Origin of the sequence: Chryseobacterium sp. RU37D, from assembly GCF_900156075.1 — a bacterium.
In the GTDB taxonomy this organism is placed as follows: Bacteria; Bacteroidota; Bacteroidia; order Flavobacteriales; family Weeksellaceae; genus Chryseobacterium.
In genome coordinates this window covers 1-21,441 of record NZ_FTMM01000003.1, presented here as the reverse complement: position 1 = coordinate 21,441, position 21,441 = coordinate 1, and the positions used below count along the sequence as shown (strand labels likewise).

At 34.5% G+C, this 21,441-nt stretch carries 20 protein-coding genes and 1 pseudogene; 14 read left to right on the top strand and 7 right to left on the bottom strand.

What is annotated here, in order from left to right; genetic code table 11:
- Window positions 1–43 precede the first annotated feature (43 nt).
- The 10 genes from BW926_RS01900 to BW926_RS01855 all read left to right on the top strand — a co-directional run bounded on the left by BW926_RS01900 (window position 44) and on the right by BW926_RS01855 (window position 10,045).
- The gene (locus tag BW926_RS01900) at window positions 44–2,878 is read left to right on the top strand and encodes a T9SS type A sorting domain-containing protein (RefSeq protein WP_076443710.1); all 2,835 of its coding nucleotides are present in this window, start codon (window positions 44–46) and stop codon (window positions 2,876–2,878) included.
- Window positions 2,879–2,882: 4 nt separating this feature from the next.
- Window positions 2,883–3,362, top strand: coding sequence for a hypothetical protein (locus BW926_RS01895; RefSeq protein WP_143756487.1), 480 nt, complete (start codon window positions 2,883–2,885; stop codon window positions 3,360–3,362).
- Between the two features lie 10 nt (window positions 3,363–3,372).
- Window positions 3,373–3,930: a hypothetical protein gene (locus tag BW926_RS01890; RefSeq protein ID WP_143756486.1), complete on the top strand. Its 558-nt coding sequence runs from the start codon at window positions 3,373–3,375 to the stop codon at window positions 3,928–3,930.
- Window positions 3,931–3,964: 34 nt separating this feature from the next.
- The gene (locus BW926_RS01885) at window positions 3,965–6,115 is read left to right on the top strand and encodes a TonB-dependent receptor (protein WP_076443707.1); all 2,151 of its coding nucleotides are present in this window, start codon (window positions 3,965–3,967) and stop codon (window positions 6,113–6,115) included.
- Window positions 6,116–6,234: 119 nt separating this feature from the next.
- Window positions 6,235–6,882: a Crp/Fnr family transcriptional regulator gene (locus BW926_RS01880; RefSeq protein WP_076443706.1), complete on the top strand. Its 648-nt coding sequence runs from the start codon at window positions 6,235–6,237 to the stop codon at window positions 6,880–6,882.
- A 108-nt stretch (window positions 6,883–6,990) separates the two neighbouring features.
- Complete coding sequence (locus tag BW926_RS01875; protein WP_076443705.1) at window positions 6,991–7,833, top strand: DUF5777 family beta-barrel protein; 843 nt, start codon at window positions 6,991–6,993, stop codon at window positions 7,831–7,833.
- Between the two features lie 2 nt (window positions 7,834–7,835).
- Window positions 7,836–8,174, top strand: coding sequence for a c-type cytochrome (locus tag BW926_RS01870; RefSeq protein WP_076443704.1), 339 nt, complete (start codon window positions 7,836–7,838; stop codon window positions 8,172–8,174).
- Window positions 8,175–8,184: 10 nt separating this feature from the next.
- Window positions 8,185–8,730: a YceI family protein gene (locus BW926_RS01865; protein WP_076443941.1), complete on the top strand. Its 546-nt coding sequence runs from the start codon at window positions 8,185–8,187 to the stop codon at window positions 8,728–8,730.
- Entirely contained in the window at window positions 8,727–9,254 is a 528-nt protein-coding gene (locus BW926_RS01860) for an ankyrin repeat domain-containing protein (protein ID WP_076443703.1), read from the top strand. The genes BW926_RS01865 and BW926_RS01860 overlap by 4 nt, the downstream gene beginning before the upstream one ends.
- 2 nt (window positions 9,255–9,256) lie before the next feature.
- Window positions 9,257–10,045, top strand: a complete 789-nt coding sequence (locus BW926_RS01855) for a T9SS type A sorting domain-containing protein (protein ID WP_076443702.1) — start codon at window positions 9,257–9,259, stop codon at window positions 10,043–10,045.
- A 776-nt stretch (window positions 10,046–10,821) separates the two neighbouring features.
- Here BW926_RS01855 and BW926_RS01850 read toward each other — a convergent pair.
- The 4 genes from BW926_RS01850 to BW926_RS14495 all read right to left on the bottom strand — a co-directional run bounded on the left by BW926_RS01850 (window position 10,822) and on the right by BW926_RS14495 (window position 12,378).
- Complete coding sequence (locus BW926_RS01850) at window positions 10,822–11,100, bottom strand: hypothetical protein (RefSeq protein WP_076443701.1); 279 nt, start codon at window positions 11,098–11,100, stop codon at window positions 10,822–10,824.
- Between the two features lie 54 nt (window positions 11,101–11,154).
- The gene (locus BW926_RS01845; protein ID WP_076443700.1) at window positions 11,155–11,487 is read right to left on the bottom strand and encodes a hypothetical protein; all 333 of its coding nucleotides are present in this window, start codon (window positions 11,485–11,487) and stop codon (window positions 11,155–11,157) included.
- Between the two features lie 82 nt (window positions 11,488–11,569).
- The gene (locus BW926_RS01840) at window positions 11,570–12,058 is read right to left on the bottom strand and encodes a DUF4304 domain-containing protein (protein ID WP_228403375.1); all 489 of its coding nucleotides are present in this window, start codon (window positions 12,056–12,058) and stop codon (window positions 11,570–11,572) included.
- Window positions 12,031–12,378 carry a hypothetical protein gene (locus tag BW926_RS14495; protein ID WP_076443699.1) on the bottom strand — a complete coding sequence of 116 codons (348 nt, stop codon included), beginning with the start codon at window positions 12,376–12,378 and terminating at the stop codon, window positions 12,031–12,033. The genes BW926_RS01840 and BW926_RS14495 overlap by 28 nt, the downstream gene beginning before the upstream one ends.
- Before the next feature lie 311 nt (window positions 12,379–12,689).
- On the opposite strand from BW926_RS14495, the gene BW926_RS01830 reads away from it, so the two are divergent.
- A complete protein-coding gene (locus BW926_RS01830) occupies window positions 12,690–13,967 on the top strand; it encodes an alkaline phosphatase family protein (protein ID WP_076443698.1) in 1,278 nt (425 codons plus the stop codon).
- 109 nt (window positions 13,968–14,076) lie between these two features.
- Here BW926_RS01830 and BW926_RS01825 read toward each other — a convergent pair whose 3' ends face one another.
- Window positions 14,077–14,961: an NmrA family NAD(P)-binding protein gene (locus BW926_RS01825; RefSeq protein WP_076443697.1), complete on the bottom strand. Its 885-nt coding sequence runs from the start codon at window positions 14,959–14,961 to the stop codon at window positions 14,077–14,079.
- An 80-nt stretch (window positions 14,962–15,041) separates the two neighbouring features.
- Here BW926_RS01825 and BW926_RS01820 point away from each other — a divergent pair, with 80 nt between their 5' ends.
- Window positions 15,042–15,401, top strand: coding sequence for a winged helix-turn-helix transcriptional regulator (locus BW926_RS01820; RefSeq protein WP_076443696.1), 360 nt, complete (start codon window positions 15,042–15,044; stop codon window positions 15,399–15,401).
- 91 nt (window positions 15,402–15,492) lie between these two features.
- Here BW926_RS01820 and BW926_RS01815 read toward each other — a convergent pair.
- Window positions 15,493–16,546, bottom strand: a pseudogene (locus BW926_RS01815) (NAD(P)-dependent alcohol dehydrogenase).
- 170 nt (window positions 16,547–16,716) lie between these two features.
- On the opposite strand from BW926_RS01815, the gene BW926_RS01810 reads away from it, so the two are divergent.
- Window positions 16,717–17,619 (top strand): helix-turn-helix domain-containing protein, encoded by a 903-nt coding sequence (locus BW926_RS01810; protein ID WP_076443695.1) that lies wholly within the window; start codon window positions 16,717–16,719, stop codon window positions 17,617–17,619.
- A gap of 293 nt (window positions 17,620–17,912) precedes the next feature.
- Window positions 17,913–19,235 (top strand): carboxylesterase family protein, encoded by a 1,323-nt coding sequence (locus BW926_RS01805; RefSeq protein WP_076443694.1) that lies wholly within the window; start codon window positions 17,913–17,915, stop codon window positions 19,233–19,235.
- A gap of 171 nt (window positions 19,236–19,406) precedes the next feature.
- Here the strand turns inward: BW926_RS01805 and BW926_RS01800 are convergent, their stop codons facing one another.
- Window positions 19,407–20,879, bottom strand: coding sequence for an alpha-amylase (locus BW926_RS01800; RefSeq protein ID WP_076443693.1), 1,473 nt, complete (start codon window positions 20,877–20,879; stop codon window positions 19,407–19,409).
- Window positions 20,880–21,441: the final 562 nt, after the last annotated feature.

Sequence of the window (21,441 nt, the reverse complement as noted above, 5' to 3'; positions counted from 1 at the left end):
TTATATATTTATTATATGTGCGTATATTTGTGAAAAATATAAAATGAAACGTTATTCTCTATTTACTGTTATGTTATGCATAGCCGGAAAGATATATGCACAGAAACATACTACAACGACAATTCAAACTAATCAAAAACATATTCAGGAATTATATTCCGAATACAATAAAAATTTAAAAAAACAACATAAATTATCTAAGAGTGCAGGAATTCCACCCAATCTTTATAATGAAGAAGATTACAAAAGAACAATGGATCCTGTTACAGGCGAAAATAATTTTGGCTCGCTTGCCAAATTAAATGAGGATATAGTTCAGGGGAAATATGCTCCTATTAAACCAATGTCTTTCATTAACAGGAGTGGTTCCTCTGCAAATAAAATAGTAAACGAACCTTGGGTTGAAAGAGGTCCTTATAGCGTAGGAGGAAGAACGAGAGCTATTATGTATGATCCCAATGACCCCACTGGAAAAAGAGTCTTTGCGGGAGGAGTTTCGGGAGGACTTTGGGTAAATCAGGATCCTTCAATCAGCACGAATGAATGGACTCCTTTAAGTACATTCTGGGCGAATACTTCTGTTTCCTGCATCACTTATGATCCTAACAATCCACAGATTATTTACGTCGGAACCGGAGAATCTCCTACAGCTGATGCTATCGGGTCGGGAATCTGGAAATCTACAAATGGAGGAACTACATGGACACAGATTTTTACTATTTCACCGACATACTCCAGTTCCGGGGCCATAAGAAACGGAAATTTTTATATTAATGATATCAAAGTTAGAAATAATGCAGGTGTTTCAGAAGTTTATGCAGGAGTAAGCGGTAATTACAATGATGGAGTATTTCAAGGACTAAGCCAGGCAGGATTGTATAAATCTACGGACGAAGGTGTAACATTTACAAAAAATAACAGTTTATTAGCGCTTAATACTACTACGAATACAACAAGTACAACGGGATATTCTATTCAGCAGATAGAAATCGGAGCAGATAACTCTGTTTGGGTTTCTACAAGATTTTCAATATATTCTAATATAGACTCAGGAGGTAGAATTCTTAAATCTGCAGATGGAAATACTTTCAACGAAGTTTATAATGTTGGGAATTCTGGCGCAAGAGTTAATTTTACCCTTTCCAGAACAGATGCTAATAAAGCCTATGCATTCATGCAGGGAGCAAACAGCACTTCGGAGCCTATACGAATAGCAAGATCTATTGATGGGGGTGTAACGTGGCAGGCAACAAATGATGCAACTCCTGTAATCACTCTTCCCACAGCTACAGATACTAGTATTCCGGCAAATGATTTTACGAGGGGGCAGTCTTTTTATGATCTTGTTATTGCTACAGACCCATTAGATGATAATATTGTGTATATCGGAGGAATTGATCTTTACAGATCTACAAACGGAGGTGCAAACTGGACGCAGATTTCGAAGTGGTCGAACAACAATAATATGGGCGCACTACAGGTTTCTCTGGTGCATGCCGATCAGCACAAAATAGTTTTTAATCCCTTTAATAACTATTCTACCAATCAGATGATGTTCGGAAATGATGGCGGAATTTATTTTGTAGCAAATAAAAATAATATTGCAACCACATCTGGTTTTTCTGCCAGAAATACAAGATACAATGTTACGCAGTTTTACAGTGCAATATTGAATCCTACAACAACTCCTGCAAATGAAGAACTATTAGCAGGTGCCCAGGATAATGGTTCCTGGTGGTTATATGGTGTTCCACAGACAAATAATTTTTTAACCAGCCAGAATGCTACTGGTGGGGACGGGATGTATACAGAATACGATGATCAGGATAAATATGAAATTGCAAGCTATGTTTATAATAACCACTTTTTGTTGGCGAACAACAGTAGCAATTACCTGATTTCAAGTGCAAACAGGAATTACGGTCATTTTGTAAATGAGATTGCTTTAGATAGGATCAATAATGTATTTTATTCTTACCGTTCAGGCTTAACTATTTTCAGGACAAGTGGCCTGTCGGCAACAGCAACAACGTTTACCAACGTGACAATGACAGTAGGAACTGCACAAACTAATGAGCAGATTTCTTGGATGAAGGTTTCACCTTATACAACAGCTTCCACTACACTATTTGTAGGAACGAACTTAGGAAGAATTTTTAAAGTAACGAATGCCAACACAGCATCATATGTATCTACTGTACTTACGACACCTGCTGCAGGAACCATCTCGGATATAGAGTTTGGAGCTAATGAAAACGAAATTATTGTAACATTATCAAACTATAATCTTACAAGCATATTCTTCTCTACAGATGGTGGAACAACATGGCAAAACAAAGAAGGAGATCTTCCTGATATGCCGGTAAGAACTGTTTTAAGAAATCCTGATGATGCCAATGAAGTAATTATTGGAACGGAAATGGGAGTGTGGGGAACAACAAATTTCCTTTCTGCATCACCAACCTGGGCTTCTATTTCTGGCAATATAGGCAATGTGAGAGTTACAAACTTAGATTACAGACCAGCTACAAGAACTGTTTTGGTTTCAACTTATGGTAGAGGAGCATGGACTACTCAGAATACTTTAAATTTAGCAACAGGAGAAGTTAAGTCTAATAAAGGCGAGGTAAGAATATATCCAAATCCTTCAAAAGGAATTGCACATATGAGATTTGATTCGACAAAATATAACGCTCTTGACATCAGTATTTTTGACGGGTCAGGAAGACTAGTTTATAGTAAAAAGAATGTAAAATCCGATGAAGAATTTGGTCAGAAATTAACAGCTGGAAATTACGTATTAAAAGCTGAATATAAAGAAGAAATTGTTTATAGAGGTAACTATCTGGTTTTAGGTGGAGTAGGTGATAATGATTAAAAAAATGAATAATCAGTTATTGATAATAATATTTTGGATATTGGCGCTTTCTTGTAAGGCGCCGGTTTCCTCGTTACATCAAGATAAAGTTTCGGTGATATCAGCAGAAAAAACAGATTGGTTTGGTGGAAGGCCAGGAGTGAGAGGTACAATGTATACCATTAAATTAAAATTAAAAAACAATAAAGATCTTATTACAGTAAAATCTTTAAGAGCCGAAGGAAATACGGTCAGCCCTACACAAAACATCTCGGGAAATATAATCACTGTAAAAGGTAATATAACAATTACTCCTAAGCCTGATAACTTTGAAGATATGCCTTCGGGAGCAACTTTTAAAAGCCCCAAAGCATCTACAAAAATAAATTCTAAAGATAACTGGATAGAATTCGTAACAAAAAATTCTAAAAAAGCGTATAAAATAGCCATTCCGGAATTTGTTTCAGTAGAACCTGAGGGGGATCTTATTCCTCAAAGACAATAATCTTTTTCTTTTGAACAAAAAAAAATTCTTTATATTTTTATGTATTCCTTTAACAGTCGTATTTTTTAATATGACTCATTCTGTTATTTCCTTTATTAAAAGTGAGGTATACAAAAATACACAATACCACATTTCAAAACATGAATTTGATAAATCGAAAACCATTTGTTTTTTCGAAAAAGACTTAGTGAAAGCTGAATGGAGGGAAGAAAAAGAATTTACACTCAATGGTTTTTCATACGATGTTATTAATACCAATTTTATAGACGGAACTAAATATTTTTATTGTTATCAGGATAAAAAAGATATAATTATAAATTCCATATTAAAATTTTCGGGATTATTCGTAAATAAAAAAGTATATGCATGGCGACATTTTGACTTGCCGATTCACGGAAAAAAAATTATTAAAACTTCTAATTCCTTTATTTTTCTTATAAATAAGGAAATTCAATTTTTAAATCTATTTCTTTTAAAATTAACATCAGAATATCTCAAAAGATTAGAAAATCCATTTTGTCAGTCGATCATCATTCCGCCTCCCGAATCGTTTTTCCAACTTTTATAAAAACTTTAAGACGATAATAATTAATTTTTAATCAATGAAAAAATATATATGTATTGCAGCTTTATTAAGCTGTATGATAGCGAATGCCCAACAATCACCTGAAAATGCCATTGAGGAAGTTGCTATCTATGGAAGGAAAAAAATAAAACAAGAACGTGCAGAATTCAAAAGACATGCACAATCTGTAGAAACCCTTTCAGAAGAAGAACTGAACAGAAACAATCCTGCAGCGATAGACCAGACTTTGTCTACAATGCCGGGTTTGCAGGTTGATAAACGAACAAATTTTGGAGGACAGAGATTGGTTGTCCGAGGATATGGAAACGATCAGAAATTTAATAACTGGGGGGTAAAAGTCTACTGGAATAATATACCGTTAACTAATGCAGAAGGAGTCACCATTCTGGATGATGTTGATTTTGCGTATGTAAATAACGTTGAAGTGATCAAAGGGCCGGCTGCAACAATGTATGGAGGCGGAGCAGGGGGAGTAGTCCGTTTTTATACACGTCCCGATTTTACAAAAGGCATTACGGTTTCAGAAAATACTTTGATAGGAGCGTTTAAAACATTTCAGTCTCGTACACAGCTGAATGTTGCTGATGAAAATTACTCTGTTAATGCAGCTTATGGCCACCTAGAAACTGATGGTTACAGGCCAAGCGGAGGTGGATTGAAGAATTTTTTTAATGTAAACGGAACAGTTAAACTCGGGAAAAGCGACCAGTTGAGTTTCTTAGGAAGTCAGGCTTATTCTTATGAGCATACTTCAGGGCAGATTTCTTATGACGATTATTATGCAGGAATTGACAATGGCAATCCGGCTTATATCCGTAAAAATTCTGGAACAAAAATAAAATCTTCAAGAGTAGGACTAAGCAATTTTATAGATATTCTTCCGAATCTTAGAAACTATACCACGTTGTTCTATTACAATGGGAATACAGAAAGTGTTTCTGCAGGATCTTATGGAGTAACGAGCTCTCCAAATGTAGGATTGCGCTCTACATTTACATTAAAAAATAATTTCAAAGACTTTGAAAATAAATTGGATTTTGGAGCTGAGATTCAGAACTCAATGTCTACTACATCAAGTTATCGTTTTACAGGATCAATTACGAACCCATTGGAAACTACAGGGATTTCCGGGGCAACTTACTTTAAGTTCAATAACAATCAGGCAACTTACTTTGCAATAGATTATTTAACATACAAACCTTGGGGATTAACATTCCTTGCAGGAGTAAGTGCTAATAAGACTAATTATGACAGAAAAGATTTGTATGCTCTTCCAGGATTAATTGCAGGGAAAAAAGATCAGTCATTTGGAAAACAATATGAAACTGCTTACACTCCGCATTTCGCTCTACAGAAAGAATGGCAGCATCAGATTTTTAATTTAAGCTATAGCGAAGGGTATAATGCGCCTACAGCAAGTTCCTCTTTTATCAATTATACCAATACCGCAAATGATGATTTGCAACCGGAGCGTGCAAAAATGTTTGATTTTAGTGTTCACGGATTATTGCTAGATACAAAATTAGATTATCAGGTTTCTTTATTCAGAATAGATTATTCTAATAAATTAACCCAATTAACAATACCAAACTCTAATAACCAAACATATTGGGCAAATACCGGAAGTCAGAAAAATAATGGTCTTGAGGTGAATATCGGATATCAGTATAAGAATGATAATTCATTTATCAATAGAGTGGTACCGTTTGTGAATCTTTCTTATTATGATGCGAAGTATAAAGATTTTAAAACCAGGTTGTTAGGGGCGGATCAGATATACGATTATAAAACTGTAGTGGGCGTTCCCAGAAATAAATATGCAATTGGCCTGGATTTATATACAAAACCCGGTTTTTATCTTGTAAATACATACAATTATTTAGGAAATGTATATACAGATTTTGCGAATACTAATCTTGTAAAAGGTTTCGGTTTGCTAAATTCAAAATTAGGATACAAGAAATCTTTCGGAAGGCTTGATCTTGATGCTTATGTAATGGGAAATAACTTAACCAGTCAGATCAATTATACATTCCTGTTCTTAGGGAACAGTATTAATGATGCAGATGCAGGAAATGGTTACCCGAAAGGTGTTGCAACAGATCTCAATCCGGGACCGAGCAAAGCTTATTTCTTTTATGGCTTGAATTTAAAATACAGATTATAAAATTTACCAAAAACTGTTTTACGAAAGTAAAGCAGTTTTTTCTTTAATTCATCAATTGTTAATGATTATCTTAATATCTTTATTTTTTTAAATTTGTTTTTAGATTTGATATAACGGATATGATAAATAATCAATTTATTGTTAATAAATTCAGCTTTTTAGGTGATGAATTTTTAAAAGAGCTTAATAAGCATGCCATTATTACTGATATTAAAGCTAAAGTCGAAATTATCAGAGAAGGACAGAAAAATAAGTTTGTTCCCTTTTTGGTGAAAGGATCCATAAGGGTTTTTACCTTAAATGACGGGCGAGAACTTATTTATTATTATATAAGAGCTAATGACAGCTGTTTGATGACCTTTTCTTCCATTTTTACAGATTATACAAGCAGAGTATATGCTGTGGCAGAAGAGGATTCGGAAGTATTGCTGATCCCTGTTTCTGCAGTTCATGAATGGCTGATCAGATTCCCGGAAATCAACAGGCTTTTTTATAATGAATATGACAAAAGGTTTTCTGATGTAATGAATATGGTGAATGATGCCGTATTCCACAGACTTGACAAGAGAGTTTTAAAATATATCAAACAACAGATTGTAAACACAGGAAATAACCCGATCAAGCTTACACACAGGGAAATTGCCAACAATTTAGGAACATCAAGGGAAGTTGTGAGTAGAGTTTTGAAAAAAATCGAAAATGAGGGAGAAATTACACAGACAAAAGAAGGAATAAAAATCCCTGTAAATGAAAATGTTAGATTTTAAAGGTTTTAAAATCGTGATTGATAAAAACTATTTAGTCGGTGACTTTTATCACACGATTTTGAATTCATAAGTCTATATGTTTGCTATATTAACTTAATTGAAATGTGTATGACAAAAACTCTCATATTTTTGTCAATGTTCGTTTCAAGTCTTGTCTTTGCACAGGAAGACTTGTTGAAGGATATTGACACCATCCAAACTAATACAGGAATTTCCCAGCCTGCTTTTAAGGCATTACAGATTGTCACGGGACAATCTACAAAACTCTCTGCAAAAAATGAGTGGTATATCGTTGTTGCACACCGATTCGGGGATGTAAGCCAAGGTTTTAAAGAATTTTTTGGATTAGATGATGCCTCTACTAAATTAGGAGTAATCTATGGCGTTACCGACGGGCTTTCATTAAGCCTTTCCAGGGAAACCAACCTTAAAACTTTTGAAGGAGGCGCAAAATACAAGCTGGTGAAGCAAAGTGAAAAATTTCCCGTTGATATTGTAGGATACAATGTTTTGGCCGTGAATACTGATCTCAGCAAAGACAATTATCCGCATCTTCAGTTCGGGGACAGACTTTCTTATCTTACCCAGGCTTTGATCTCGAGAAGATTCAGCGATGATTTTTCTTTACAGCTGACCCCTTCATATGTTCATAAAAACCTTTATGATCCGGCTATAGAAGATAAAAATCAATTTCTGGCAGGCTTGGGCGGCCGCTATAAAATTTCCAAAAGAATTTCCATCAACGCAGAATATTTTGTGAATTTCGACAATCACAGTTTTTATAAAAACCCCCTGTCATTGGGGATGGATATAGAAACCGGAGGACACGTTTTCCAGCTTTTATTTACCAATTCCCAACTCAATTCAGACATTGGTTATCTGACAAATGCAACTGGAAAGTGGGGAAAAGGACAGATTTTCTTTGGGTTTAATCTTTATAGAGTCTTTTGATTATGAAGAAATTACTATTTATATTTTCATCGGCTGTTGTACTCATCGCTTGTGAAAGCAGAACTTATGAAGAAATCTCCGACAATACGCCGATTGCAGAGCAAGTGACCTTTACCAAAGATGTAAAGCCCATTATTGATGCCAATTGTGTCAGCTGTCATTCACCGGGGGCGCAGGCTCTTACGAATTATTCTGAGGTAAAAGCAAATATTAACAATATTATCGACAGAATAAGCCGTCCAAACGGAGATCCGCTGAAAATGCCGCAGGGTGGAAGCTTATCACCATCACAAATTAATATTATCACAAAATGGAAAGCCGACGGGCTTCTTGAAAATTAAAGAAATTAATATGAAAAAGCTAGTATTACTCACTATTTCGTTGCTTTTTACCAACCTTGCTTTAGCACAAAAGTATATGTCTAAGACAGGAAAAGTAACGTTTGAAGCTTCTGTACCTTTATTTGAAGATGTTTTTGCGCAGGATGACAACAATGTGGCCGTCATCAATGCAGATACGGGAGATTTTGCATCCGTTTCTGTTGTGAAAAATTTTCATTTTAAAACAAAATTAATGGAAGAGCATTTCAATGAAAGCTACGCCGAAACGGCAAAATATCCGAAAACAACCTTTACCGGTAAAATCGTGAATTTTGATAAGAATAAGCTTTCCGTATCTCCCCAGAAATATTCGGTTCAGGGAACTTTGAATTTTCACGGGGTGAATAAGATGTATACTTCAGCCGCCACGATTTATACCAAGGATGGGAAAATCTATATGAATGGAGGGTTTGTTGTTAAACCCGCGGATCATAATGTAACTATCCCAAAAATGGTGACCAAAAAAATAGCGGAAAGCGTAAATGTTCAATATAATTATATTCTTTCTAAACAATGAAAAAGCTGATTTTACTATTGGGTATTTTTGTGAGTTTTACAGTAGTATTTGCTCAGGAAAAAGCAAAATCGATCTTCGATATAGCGAGAACCGGAACCGTAGCTGAGGTTAAAGAGCTGATGAAGCAGAATCCGGATATTATTAACCAAACCAACGAGAATGGGTTCTCGCCATTAATTTTAGCATGTTATAGAGAAAATATAGCTGTTGCAGAATTTTTAATAGAAAAAGTGAAAGATGTTAATTATGGTATTACCCAGGGGTCTGCACTTACTGCTTCGGTTTTTAAAGGTAACAAAGGACTCACTAAGAAATTACTGGCAAATGGTGCCAACGCCAATCTTGCAGATAGTAATGGAGTGACTCCTTTGATTTATGCAGTGCAACTTCAGGACAAAGATTTGGTAAAAATACTACTGGAAAATAATGCAAATAAAGACTTGGCAGATAAACAAGGAAAAACAGCGTTTGAATATGCCATCTTCTCTAAAAATCACGAAATTATTAATTTATTAAAAAATTAAGTATGAAACAAGTATTATCTTCTTTACTATTAATTGTAGGATTTTGGGGAGCTTCTCAACTAAAATCTACAGGAGTTATGACGTGTACGGTGGGTACAAGATCGGTAACGGCTAATATTACTTTAAACAATACCACAAACAAAGTGAGATTAGATTTAACAGGGCCTTCTGACAGATGGTTTGGATTTACTTTTAGAAGTGCAGCAAATTCGGGAATGTCCGGTGCTCCTACAGATGCTTTAACATATAGTGATGTCGGATTTAATGACAGAAATCTTGGTGGCATTGGAGTTTACAACTCAGATACCCAGGATTGGACAGTAATAAATGCACCTTCAATATCTGCAGGAACAGTTTCAATGTCATATGAACGTAATTTAACAACGGCGGATGGAGCTAATGATTATCAGTTTGATTATGCCACAGCAAATAATATTACCACGAAATGTGTTATTACAAGTTCCGCAGGTTTATCGATAGCGCCACATGGAGGAGCTGCGAATACGGCTGTTACAAATGGAACTTTTGCTACAGTATTGGCAACAGATGATGTCGCAGCAGAAAATAGAAAAGTACTTCTTTACCCTAATCCCGCAAAAGAAACTGTGAGTTTCAAAAATTTTGATAAAATAAAGTCTGTAGATATTTACGAATCAACAGGAAGAAAGGTAAAGATTGTAAAAATGAATGGAAAAGATATTAATATTTCGGAGCTTAAAGCCGGAAGTTATTATTTGGAAATTGCATTGAAAGATGGATCGACTTCTTTTGAGAAATTGATTAAGGAATAGATTTTTTTTGAAATAATATTAAAAGGCTGTCTCAAAAGGTAAACTAATGCTCTGAGAATCTCCTAAATGACAAAATTTGTCAGAGGATTCCGAGAGAGGGCGTACTTTTGAGACAGCCTCTTGTTTTATCTACAGATACGAGCGAGACGCTCGCATCAGCATGGGGGCAGTAGTCTAAATAGATGATAATTATATATATGAATTATAGAAAATTTCAATATTAAACAAAAAGAGACTGTTTCTAGACAGTCTCTTTTTTTAATGATTTTTTATTTTTTAAATAAATGATATTCTCTAAAAAAACATCTACTGAGTTTAGATTTTCTTTTTTACTGATAATATCAATAAAATCAGCCCATGTCAACGTATTTTCAAGGCTATATTTATTTTGTAACTATTCATAGAAACTCGGTCTAAAGTCTTTTTTTAAATTATTATCTTGCATAAATTCATTTACAAAAAAACCTCCTAAAAAAGCTTCCAAATAGTATACATTTTTTTCACGGAAATACATCTGAGGTCTTTTTTCAATATAAAACATTAATTCATTTATATTCATAATAAATAGTTTAAATTAAAAAGGGTTATATAAGTTTCCTTGTTTATCAATAATAAGTATATCCGTTCTTAAATTTCGAGTAAATAACTCTACATCATCACTATAACCCTCTGCAAAAATAACACTGTGTTTCATAATATTTATCTCATCATTTTAAATGTCCAAAAATTTCATGAAATAAAGAGCCGAAAAACGGCTCCTTATCTTTAATGTCCTTTTAAGCATCATTTATTCCGTATTCATAAACTCTTTTTGCTATTTCCTCATTTGATGGAGAATAATCTAAGCTCTCAATCCAATCTTCAATAAATTCCTTTGCTAGAAAAACTTCAAGTAAATAATAATACTTCTGTCCATCTTTTTCTTTAATACCATTATCCCCATCTTCTGGATAATCCAAAATCATTTTTGATTTAAAGTTGTTAATATCTTGTAAAAAGATTATTAAGTCTTCATCTACTTTGTCAATGTCGTTTATAAAATTAATTATATTCATAATATACAGTATAAAAAGCAGAGTATTAATTTTAATACTCTGCCTATGCTATTATTAAGCATCATTTTCTAGGTAACTCAAAATTTTATTTGCTATTTCTGTAGAATTTAAATCAGGATTATCCGGGGTAAAATCGTTAACTAAATCTTCCAGCATATTTAACGGGCAAATATTTTCATAGTCTATTCCATCGACATTGATAAAAATTTCATTTACGATTTCTTCTGCATTAAAAAATCTTACTTCGCAGTTAATATTTACTGTATCTTTTGTATATAAATCGATTAAATCATATTCAATTTCTATTGAATTGTCTAACAAAAATTGTTCTGTTTCTCCTTTTTGAATTTTTTCAATTAGCTCTGAAAATTTAATATTATTCATCATTTTTTAATTGGCTTAATACTTCATGCTTTCATATCATCTATACCCTCAGTATACATAGTCTTCCAAAAGATACTTTCTGGTACTATTTATATTGCAAATTTTGAAGTTCTTCTTTTATTGCAGGAAGTAGAAAAATTTCTCCAGCTTCCTCTAAATTGAGAATGCCTGATATTGATGAGGTTTTGTTGATAAATGGAACAATATGATTGTTAAAGAGTTCATTGACCAATTCAATCCGAATATTATCTTCCATATGATCATCAAAATTAAGAATCCTGCTATAAGGTTTTGTTTCGCTAGAATTTACATGACCTAAAGAGGATTTAATTAAATCCTTATTTGGTTCATAAGTTCTATTAAATACTTTTTGTACAAAAACTTTTATATTTAATTGATAATAATCTCCAAAATTTGATTTTTGAAGTTCTAAAATTGCTATACTTTCAGCATTTTTTTTATACCAACCACTAAAAGCTTTAATAAAACCATAGGATTTTGCAATTTCACCAAATATTACTTTAAACTCTTTACTATCCATAATTATTAATAAGTTTCTAAAATCTTTTTCCATTCCACACCTTTAAATTGAGGATACTTTTCAATAGTTGTAGGATGTTGTAATTCTTTTAAATACATTTCTAATTGTTTTTCCCCTGCCTTAAACGGATAGATTGTTATGATTTTAAATTGAGAAGTGCCTTTCCCAACTCGTTCTTTTTGTTTAATGCTTTGGATAGGGCTTCCCGTAATAAGGTACTGGCCGTCAATGGTTGTGGTAACTTGCGAAAGAAAATCCTGCGTAGAGGAGGGGATATCTTTTTGCCAGAGAACTTCCTGCCCATATGAGAGGAGAGTACATAAGGCAAATGCACCCATGTAGAGTTTTTTCATTTTTTGTATTTTTTTGTGTGTTAAATGTTGATTTGAAATATGCGCTAAGAAACTATGCGCTTAAGAGAGAAGATTTTTATTCATATGTGTTTTTTGTTAATTTTTGCAAAGAAATAAATTTTTTATTTGACATCAAAGAAATTTTATATTTTTTTTCATCCCGGGATGAATTATTTTTTCTGAAGCAAAGATAAACCGGCATAACGACAGAACTTGACGTATTATTAAGACTAACAAACATTTAATGCTTTTTTAATCCCGAAAGCTTTTTTGTCAGAAATACTCAGGCTAACTTTACAGAAAATTTTACAATGAAGCATGGATTACAATTTTTACTACTTATTCTTTCAACATTATTTTTTGCCCAGAAAGGAGAAACTGACACAGCTCAGGTGGTTATTTCCAATAGATATAATAGTGCTGAGGCTCAGTCGAAGCCTTATGTAATCATGATTTCTGCAGATGGTTTCCGTTATGATTATGCTAAAAAATATAATGCCGAAAACCTTTTGAAGTTTTCAAGTCAGGGGATATGTTCAGAAGCAATGATTCCCAGCTATCCGAGCATTACTTTCCCTAATCACTGGACATTAGTTACAGGTTTATATCCTTCTCATCATGGTTTGATTGATAACTATTTCTACGACTACACAAGAAAACAAGGTTATGCGATGAGCGATAAAAAGAATGCGGAAGACGGAAGCTGGTACGGTGGCGTTCCGCTTTGGGGGTTGGCAGAAAAGCAGGGAATGGTTTCAGCTTCACTGATGTGGATAGGTTCTGCGAGCAATGCAGGAGGTAAAAGACCATCCTATTATTATCCTTACCACGAAAAATTCACGCCCACTGAAAAAGTAGAAAAGGTGGTTGGTTGGCTGAAGCTTCCGATGGATAGAAGGCCGCATTTTATTTCACTGTATTTTCCGGAAGTTGATGGCACCGGACATCATTTCGGGCCGGATACCAAGGAAACTGAAGAGGCAGTACATTTGGTTGATAAAGCAATTGGAGAATTGGTTCGGAAAGTGAATGATTTGGGACTAAAAAACGTCAATTTTATTTTTGTTTCGGATCACGGGATGATAAAAGTTGATGGAGGAAATCCCCTGGAAATCCCTGCAATGCTTTTAGATAAAGATAAATTTGATATTTATAATTCCCAGACTTTGTTAAGAGTCCACGTTAAAGATAAAAATGAAGTTAAAAATGTTTACAAGACATTAAAATCCAATAAAACCGATGATTATGATGTTTATATGGACAAAAGATTTCCTAAATATCTTCATTTTGGAACTAAAGATGATCAATACAACAGAATCGGACAAATCTTATTGGTTCCAAAAGCTCCAAAAGTATTTTTACCGAAAGGAAAAACAACATCTGCGGGAAAACATGGCTACAATCCGAGACTTGTTCCGGAAATGAAAGCTACTTTCTTCGCTTGGGGGCCTGAATTCAAAAATAATCTGAATATTAACGAATTTGAAAATATCAATGTCTACCCTTTGGTTGCTGAAATTCTTGGCCTAAAAATAGATCAGCCCATCGATGGAAAATTAAAAGTTTTGAAAGGAATTTTAAGAAAATAAATTACCTACCCGGGGTTAATAAAGGTAATCTCAAATTAGTAAAAAGTTTCGGCGAGCCTTTGGCTCGCCGAAACTTTTTAATATAATTCAAATTAATTTCAGAGAAAAATTAAACATTAAACCTGTCCGCAAACTCTCGCGCAAACTCTTCCAATTTAATCTTTCCTGAAATAGCAGAGCCATGATTAATAAAATCTTTCTGAACGATCCCTGTCCTGATGCCACGTCCCATTTCTGTATACAATCCGGCCATTTCCTCTGGTACACCCGCCTGAAGCATTCCGTTTAAAGATTCTTCATCTATAAATTCAATCCAAGGAAGCTCCGGCTTTCCGATAGCTTTTCCAAAAACTTTTGCAAAGTCAGAGGCTGGACGTAAATCCCCTACAATATATCTTATGTTTTTGCCTTCGGATATTTTTACTAGCTCTTCAGCGGCAGCACTTGCAATATCTTTTGGGTGAACCATGGGTATTTTTGCACTGGCAGGATAATTTGCGCCTATAATTCCTGCATTTTTAATTAAAGGAATATCATTAAAGAAATTGTAATAAAAATATCCGGCTCTTAAAAAAGTTACAGAAGTATTTTCCAGCTCTCGGTAGAATTTTTCAATAGGATGGAGACCTTTAATCGGGCCGTTTTCAATTGGGGATTCCACACCGATGCTACTGAGCATTACGATTCTTTTAACTCCGGTCTCTCTGATGGCCTTAGCATAATTTTTTCCGGCATTCGTAGTATTTTCTACAATGTTTGCAGCGCCCATATTGGGAGGGGTCATCAGAAATGCAGAATCTGCACCTGCAAAAGTTTTAAGTAAAAAATTTAGGTCAGTGATAGAACCAATAGCTGCTTTTGCACCTAAAGCTTCAATCTCATTTCTTTTAGAATCGTTACTGCTGATAACGGTGATATCGTGTCCTTCTGTAATTAATTGCTGAGCCAAAGGTTTTGCTACATTTCCTAATGATCCTGTAATGATAATTTTCATAATAAATATTTTTTTATTTCTTGCAGCAAAGTTATATTTGTACTTACTTTTATACAAGTACTTACCCTAAAGTATGTATTATGACAGCAATTAAAGAAAGCTCAACTATCCAGCAGAATAAGAAATATGCGCTGGATTCATGTCCGGTAACGTATGTTATGGAAAAAATCGGAGGGTTCTGGAAACCCATTATTTTATACCATCTTTCAAATGGTGATAAAAGATACAGCGAATTGAAACGTGCCATTCCGGCAGTGACAGAAAAGATGTTGATTCAACATCTCAAACAATTGGAAAACGACTGCTTGATTATAAGAACAGCAAAACCGGTTGTTCCCCCTTACGTAACATATGAACTGAGTGACGCAGGGAAAGGCTTAATCCCGGTCATAAATGCTATGGCAGAATGGGCCCTCAAGCATATGAAGAAAAATAAATAAAATTACTATGACAATATAAAAGCGTAATTTCCTAAACCCTAAATGGAAAAAGCCCTCCCAGAGGAGAGCTATAGTTAAAAAATATACGACGTTACAAAGACTGCATATCAATTACAAAACGGTATTTTACATCGCTTTTGAGCATTCTTTCGTAGGCCTGGTTAATGTTTTGCATTTTGATTAATTCAATATCAGAGACAATATTATGTTCACCGCAGAAATCCAGCAGCTCCTGAGTTTCAGCGATTCCTCCGATCAATGAACCGGCTACTGAACGGCGTTGAAAAATCATTGGTCTTGTACTTGGGGATTCATTTTCGAATTCACCCACAAATCCTACCAAAACAAGCGTTCCGTCTAATGCAACAGTCTGCATATAAGGATTAATATCATGCTCGTATGGAACGGTATCAATAATTACATCAAATTTGCCTTTTACTGCATCCATTTGTGCTTGATCTGTTGAAATCACCACATGATCTGCTCCCAATTTTTTAGCATCTTCCGTTTTTTCCGGAGTTCTAGAAAATAATGTGACATCTGCTCCCAAACCTTTTGCTAATTTGATGGCCATATGTCCCAAACCTCCCAAACCTACAACTGCTACTTTAGAATCAGGGCCTACATTCCAATGTCTTAATGGAGACCAGGTTGTAATTCCCGCACAAAGAAGCGGTGCAACTGCTGCCAGATCAAGATTTTCAGGAACACTCAATACAAAGTGCTCATCAACTACCACTTTCTGAGAATATCCCCCAAAAGTATGGCCTCCCAGATGTTTATCCTGACCGTTGTAGGTTCCTGTGAATCCGTTTTGACAGTATTGTTCAAGATCATGCTTACAGCTTTCACATTCCCCGCAGGAGTCTACAAGGCAGCCTACTGCAGCTAGATCTCCAACTTTAAATTTAGAAACTTTGCTTCCCACATTTGTAATTCTTCCCACGATCTCATGTCCCGGATACTGGATATAATGACCCACCCCAGTCATTTCTCGCGGTGTGAAGGTCAGAATGGCATACTCCGCAATATAGGATTTCTATTTCCACGTCTTTTGGAGTTACTTCTCTTCTTACAATATTTAGCTCTTTTAAATCAGCAGTTTTAGATTCTGCTCCATAAGCTTTTACTGTGAATGTGCTCATTTGTTTTTTTAAGTTTTAATTAAATTAATATTTTGCTTTCTCGATTACAAAAGTCGATAGTTTAAAATTAACAATACTTATATAAATTACAGAAAGATTTACCAATTTTACTGACAGAGCAAACATCAATGCAGAAAGTGGTACATTTGAATAGGAATAAAATATATTTTATGGGAAATCAGGAAGTTGAGATTTACAATAGCGTTTCGGAATATAATAAAATGATGAATCACGAAACGCTGCATCCTTTAGTGAGTGTTATTGATTTTTCCAGGTCTAATCCTATTTGCCAGCATATAAGGCGGTTCGGTTTTTATACTGTTTTCCTGAAAGATGTGATATGTGGGGATATGCAATATGGCAAGCACAGCTACGATTACCAGGAAGGGACATTGGTTTTTATTGCTCCGGGGCAGACTTACGGGATTGATAATGCAAATACTTATATTCAGCCTGCTGGTTTTGCCTTAATTTTTCATCCGGACCTTATCAAAGGAACGAATCTCGGTAAAAATATCAGGGATTATAACTTCTTTTCTTATGATGTTCACGAAGCGCTTCACCTTTCCGAAAAAGAAAGGGAAATCGTGCTGGAATGTTTTAAGAATATCAAACTTGAACTTGAACAATCTATAGACAAACACAGTAAATCATTAATTATCAATAATATCGAATTGTTTTTGAATTACTGTATGCGTTTTTATGACCGCCAATTTATTACAAGGGATCATATCAATCAAGGCTTGATCGGCAGGTTTGAAAATCTTTTGGATGAATATTTACAGTCTGACAAACCTAAAAGTATAGGCTTTCCGATGGTAAATTATTTTGCAGAAAAACTAAATCTTTCGGCGAACTATTTTGGTGACTTAATTAAAAAAGAGCTTGGAATTTCAGCACAAGAATATATTCATAATAAATTGATCAATGTAGCAAAAGACCAGATTTTTAATCCGTTAAAATCAATCAGTGAGATTTCTTATGATCTTGGATTCAAGTATCCGCAGCATTTTACAAGATTATTCAAAAGTAAGGTGGGCGTTTCTCCGAGTGAATATAAAACTTTAAATTAATTTTTTAAAATATTGAAAAATATCCACTCAGCTTGTTATTCTGAAAGAATCCAGGCACGAATCTTTACTTACTATTTTCTAATATTATGCTTAGATCCCTACGGAGATGACAAACTTTGAAACAGACTTAAAGAGAACTTATGTGTTCTTATTTATGGTTATAATAAACTTAAATAACTAAAGTGTTAATCTTTTTGTGACTTTTGTGGTTGAAAAAAATAGTGTCATAAGTGTATAATCAGCAAATAAAAAAATTCATAAATTTAATATGAAAAATAAATTTTGTTTTTTCTATGACCACACAGCAAAATATAGGAACTCATACATTTCATACCCCTTCTGGGGAAATTTTGGCATTAAAAGAAAAGGGAGTTATTAAAGCTAAGAGCATTCGCTATGCCCGCTCGGAAAGATATAAAAAGCCTTTAGAAGCTGCAGGCTTACACGAAATTTTGGATAAAATCCCGGTTTGTCCACAGCATATCAGCCCGCTTTTGGAAAGACTGATCGGGAAAACTGATGTTGAACATTTTCTGCCGGACGAATCACCTCAGTTTTTGACCATCACGAGGCCAGAAGATTTCAATGAAAATGAGAAATTACCTGTCGTAGTGTGGATTCATGGTGGCTCGTATGAAATTGGCTGTGGTGATTTACCAACTTCCGATCCTGCACTTTGGGTCAAAGAACAAAACATTATCGTTGTTTCCATTTCTTATCGTCTCGGCCTTTTTGGATTTCTTGGAGGTGATGAAGAAAGGCCCGCCAATTTAGGACTGTTTGATATAATAGAATCTTTAAAATGGATTAAAAAAAATATTCAGGGGTTTGGAGGGAACCCGGAAAATATTACGCTATTCGGACAATCTTCCGGAGGAGATGCTATTGCTCATTTGATGATTTCGGAAGGTGTAGGGAATTTATTTAGGAGAGCAATCATTCATAGTGCACCGCTTGGTTTTCGTCTCAAAAGACAAAAAATGTCACTGGAATTTCTCAGGAAAACAAAATTTTTAAAAGATGAAACCGATGTCCTGAAAATGGTGGAAGATTATCTAAATTTTTTACCTTCTTTTAGAAAATATGGTTTAAAAACCTCAATGCCATTTTGTACTCAATATGGTTTTCCACCTTTATGCAAAGAGGAAGAAAGTCTCCCAAAATGGAAAGAAAATGCTAAAAAATATGATGTCCTGATTGGGATAAATAATGACGAAACCGCTTTCTATATAAAAACTGCCGAAAAAGGTTTATATACGTATTTACCTGAAAAAATTCTTAATAAAATAGTTCAGAAAACTACAGAATCCATTTACGGAAAACCCGCAAATATCTTTGCTCAGAATTATAAAGAGGGAGGTGGAAATATTTATCAGTTTAAAATTAAATCAACTCTGAAAAATAATTACATCGGAGACTCACACTGCATTGATCTTCCCTTGATTTTTGAAAATGAGGAAGCATGGAAAAATTCAGGATTATTGAAAGATGTTCCGTGGAACTATATCCAGGAAAACGGGCGGAAATTACGTGCACTTTGGGCAGAGTTTGCCAGAACCGGAAGGATTTCCGATGATTCGGAAAGGCCGGAAATATTAGAACTCCGGAAAGTTTAGTTTAAAAATTTAATAAAAGAAATATACATAGTATTTCTCATTCCGGTAGGAATCCAGACATAGTAATAGAGATAAAATAATACTAACATAGGTTCCTGCGGAATGACAAACGTTGTGGAAATCTTTGCGCATCAAGCTTCCAGTTTCCAACCCCAATCTTCCAACCAAAAACTACTCAGCAACCCAAACACTGACATTCCCCGCCGGAACAGGAAAATTCCCCCATCCGTTTTCGTCAATCGTTACTTTATATTTAAATCTACCAAGAAGGTCGTAGAAAGTTTTTCCGATATATTTTTCACCCATTTCCATCGGCTTTTCATAAGCGTCTTTATTACTTAAAACTACCGCACATCCAGAATGCTCCTCATCACCTTCACGAACCCATCCCAAACAGTTGGTATCTTCAAAATAATCTCTCTGCTCGCCGTAAGCGTGATATTTCCGGGCTTTCAGAAGTTCTTCAATACCGTCCACCTTATCTAAAAATATCTCTTGATCATTACCTTCACGGTCTTTGTCGATATAATGAGCGCCATATAAATCAGGGTAAAAAATACAAGGATAGCCGTCTTTTCTTAATAAAATTATTGCATAAGCCAATGGTTTAAACCACTTTTCAACAGGCGCTTCCAGATCCTGAAGTGGTTGAGTATCATGATTATCGACCAGGCTTACCGAATGAAGCGGATCAGCCTGAGTGAGGCTTCCATCAAAGATTCTTCGTAAATCATAAGAGTCTCCTTCTTTGGAGGCGTTGTGGAAGTTATTTTGCAATGAACTGTCAAATAAGCTCATGCAGCCTTCCGTAACTTCAATGTATTTTTGAAGAAGATTCAAATATCCCGGAGCCCAGTATTCGCCGACCGCAAATATATTTTTCCCGGAATTGGATCTTAATAAAGTAAGCCATTCTTTATAAAAATCAAAAGAGATGTGCTTGAGAGCATCAAGCCTTACGCCGTCAAAATCTGTTTCATCAAAATACCATTTTGCCCATTTGTTCAACTCTTCACGCACAAAAGAATTACGGTGCTCAATGTCATTGTACATAAGGTAATCATAGTTTCCCTTTTCGTCATCAATCATTTCTTCCCAATCGGTTCCGTATTCATTTTTTATTTTAAAAATGTGAGAATCCATACCTTCTGCATAATCTACTCCGCTGAAACAAGTAAAATTCCATTCAAAATCAGAATATTGTTTTCCCCGGCCGGGAAATGTGAATTTTGTATACGATTGAATTTCTATCTCGTCTGAAATAATTTTTTCTCTATTGTCTTCGTCTACTTTGAAAGCTTTAAAGGTTTCCAGCTCATCGCCACCGCCTTTATGGCCTAAAACAATATCGACAATGACCTGGATATGATGTTCCTTTAAAGATTTTATTGCTCGAATATAATCTTCTTTGGTTCCGTATTTTGTGGGAATGGTGCCTTTCTGATCAAACTCGCCGAGGTCAAAAAGGTCGTAGGCATCATAACCGATAGAATGCCCGCCGTTTGCACCTTTATAAGCAGGAGGAAACCATACTGAAGTGATTCCTAATTCTTCTAAATATTGTGCGTTTTTTTCTGCCTTCTTCCATAATTTTCCATCTCCTTCCGAATACCAGTGGAAAAATTGAATCATCGTTTCATTCATAAAATTGTCAATTTGGTCATTACAATGTAGTGAAAAATTTTCAATTTTAATTTTCAAATTCTTTAAACGGAATTTTTAGTTGAACAAAGATCTGATTTTTATTAAAACCAGACAATGGTTGAATTTTTTATCATAAATGGGCGTTCTGTTTTTTTACTTGAAGAATTATTTTTAAGTAAGTAAATTTTTTTTAGCGGAATGTTTTTAAATACAGCCACAGAATCTTTACCAGAAATAATTGATTTTATTGTTGACCAATTTCCATTATTATTAAGAAAATTAAGTGAATATGAAGTTTCTTTTTTAATCCATGCTTCGCTACCGATATTAACTTTTGTTACTTTTAATTTATCAATATACTTAATTTTACCGATATTATTTGTATCATTGAGTATTTCTAATTCTCCTAATTTGGATATACTAATTTAGCTTCCAGTTAGAGTTAAGCATAAAACCTTAATTTTAATGTATGAAACAAGGGCGAAAAATCTATGATCCAGCTTTTAAAAAACAAGCAGTCCAATTGAGCTATGAGCGATCTAATATTTCGGAACTGGCAAGA

Coding starts and splice junctions, on each gene's coding strand:
- BW926_RS01870 (WP_076443704.1), top strand. CDS start 7,836: ATGAAGAAATTACTATTTATATTTTCATCGGCTGTTGTACTCATCGCT.
- BW926_RS01800 (WP_076443693.1), bottom strand. CDS start 20,879: ATGAATGAAACGATGATTCAATTTTTCCACTGGTATTCGGAAGGAGAT.
- BW926_RS01840 (WP_228403375.1), bottom strand. CDS start 12,058: ATGGAAAAAGATTTTAGAAACTTATTAATAATTATGGATAGTAAAGAG.
- BW926_RS14495 (WP_076443699.1), bottom strand. CDS start 12,378: ATGAAAAAACTCTACATGGGTGCATTTGCCTTATGTACTCTCCTCTCA.
- BW926_RS01885 (WP_076443707.1), top strand. CDS start 3,965: ATGAAAAAATATATATGTATTGCAGCTTTATTAAGCTGTATGATAGCG.
- BW926_RS01860 (WP_076443703.1), top strand. CDS start 8,727: ATGAAAAAGCTGATTTTACTATTGGGTATTTTTGTGAGTTTTACAGTA.
- BW926_RS01820 (WP_076443696.1), top strand. CDS start 15,042: ATGACAGCAATTAAAGAAAGCTCAACTATCCAGCAGAATAAGAAATAT.
- BW926_RS01830 (WP_076443698.1), top strand. CDS start 12,690: ATGAAGCATGGATTACAATTTTTACTACTTATTCTTTCAACATTATTT.
- BW926_RS01875 (WP_076443705.1), top strand. CDS start 6,991: ATGACAAAAACTCTCATATTTTTGTCAATGTTCGTTTCAAGTCTTGTC.
- BW926_RS01855 (WP_076443702.1), top strand. CDS start 9,257: ATGAAACAAGTATTATCTTCTTTACTATTAATTGTAGGATTTTGGGGA.
- BW926_RS01895 (WP_143756487.1), top strand. CDS start 2,883: ATGAATAATCAGTTATTGATAATAATATTTTGGATATTGGCGCTTTCT.
- BW926_RS01805 (WP_076443694.1), top strand. CDS start 17,913: ATGACCACACAGCAAAATATAGGAACTCATACATTTCATACCCCTTCT.
- BW926_RS01850 (WP_076443701.1), bottom strand. CDS start 11,100: ATGAATATAATTAATTTTATAAACGACATTGACAAAGTAGATGAAGAC.
- BW926_RS01865 (WP_076443941.1), top strand. CDS start 8,185: ATGAAAAAGCTAGTATTACTCACTATTTCGTTGCTTTTTACCAACCTT.
- BW926_RS01825 (WP_076443697.1), bottom strand. CDS start 14,961: ATGAAAATTATCATTACAGGATCATTAGGAAATGTAGCAAAACCTTTG.
- BW926_RS01900 (WP_076443710.1), top strand. CDS start 44: ATGAAACGTTATTCTCTATTTACTGTTATGTTATGCATAGCCGGAAAG.
- BW926_RS01880 (WP_076443706.1), top strand. CDS start 6,235: ATGATAAATAATCAATTTATTGTTAATAAATTCAGCTTTTTAGGTGAT.
- BW926_RS01845 (WP_076443700.1), bottom strand. CDS start 11,487: ATGATGAATAATATTAAATTTTCAGAGCTAATTGAAAAAATTCAAAAA.
- BW926_RS01810 (WP_076443695.1), top strand. CDS start 16,717: ATGGGAAATCAGGAAGTTGAGATTTACAATAGCGTTTCGGAATATAAT.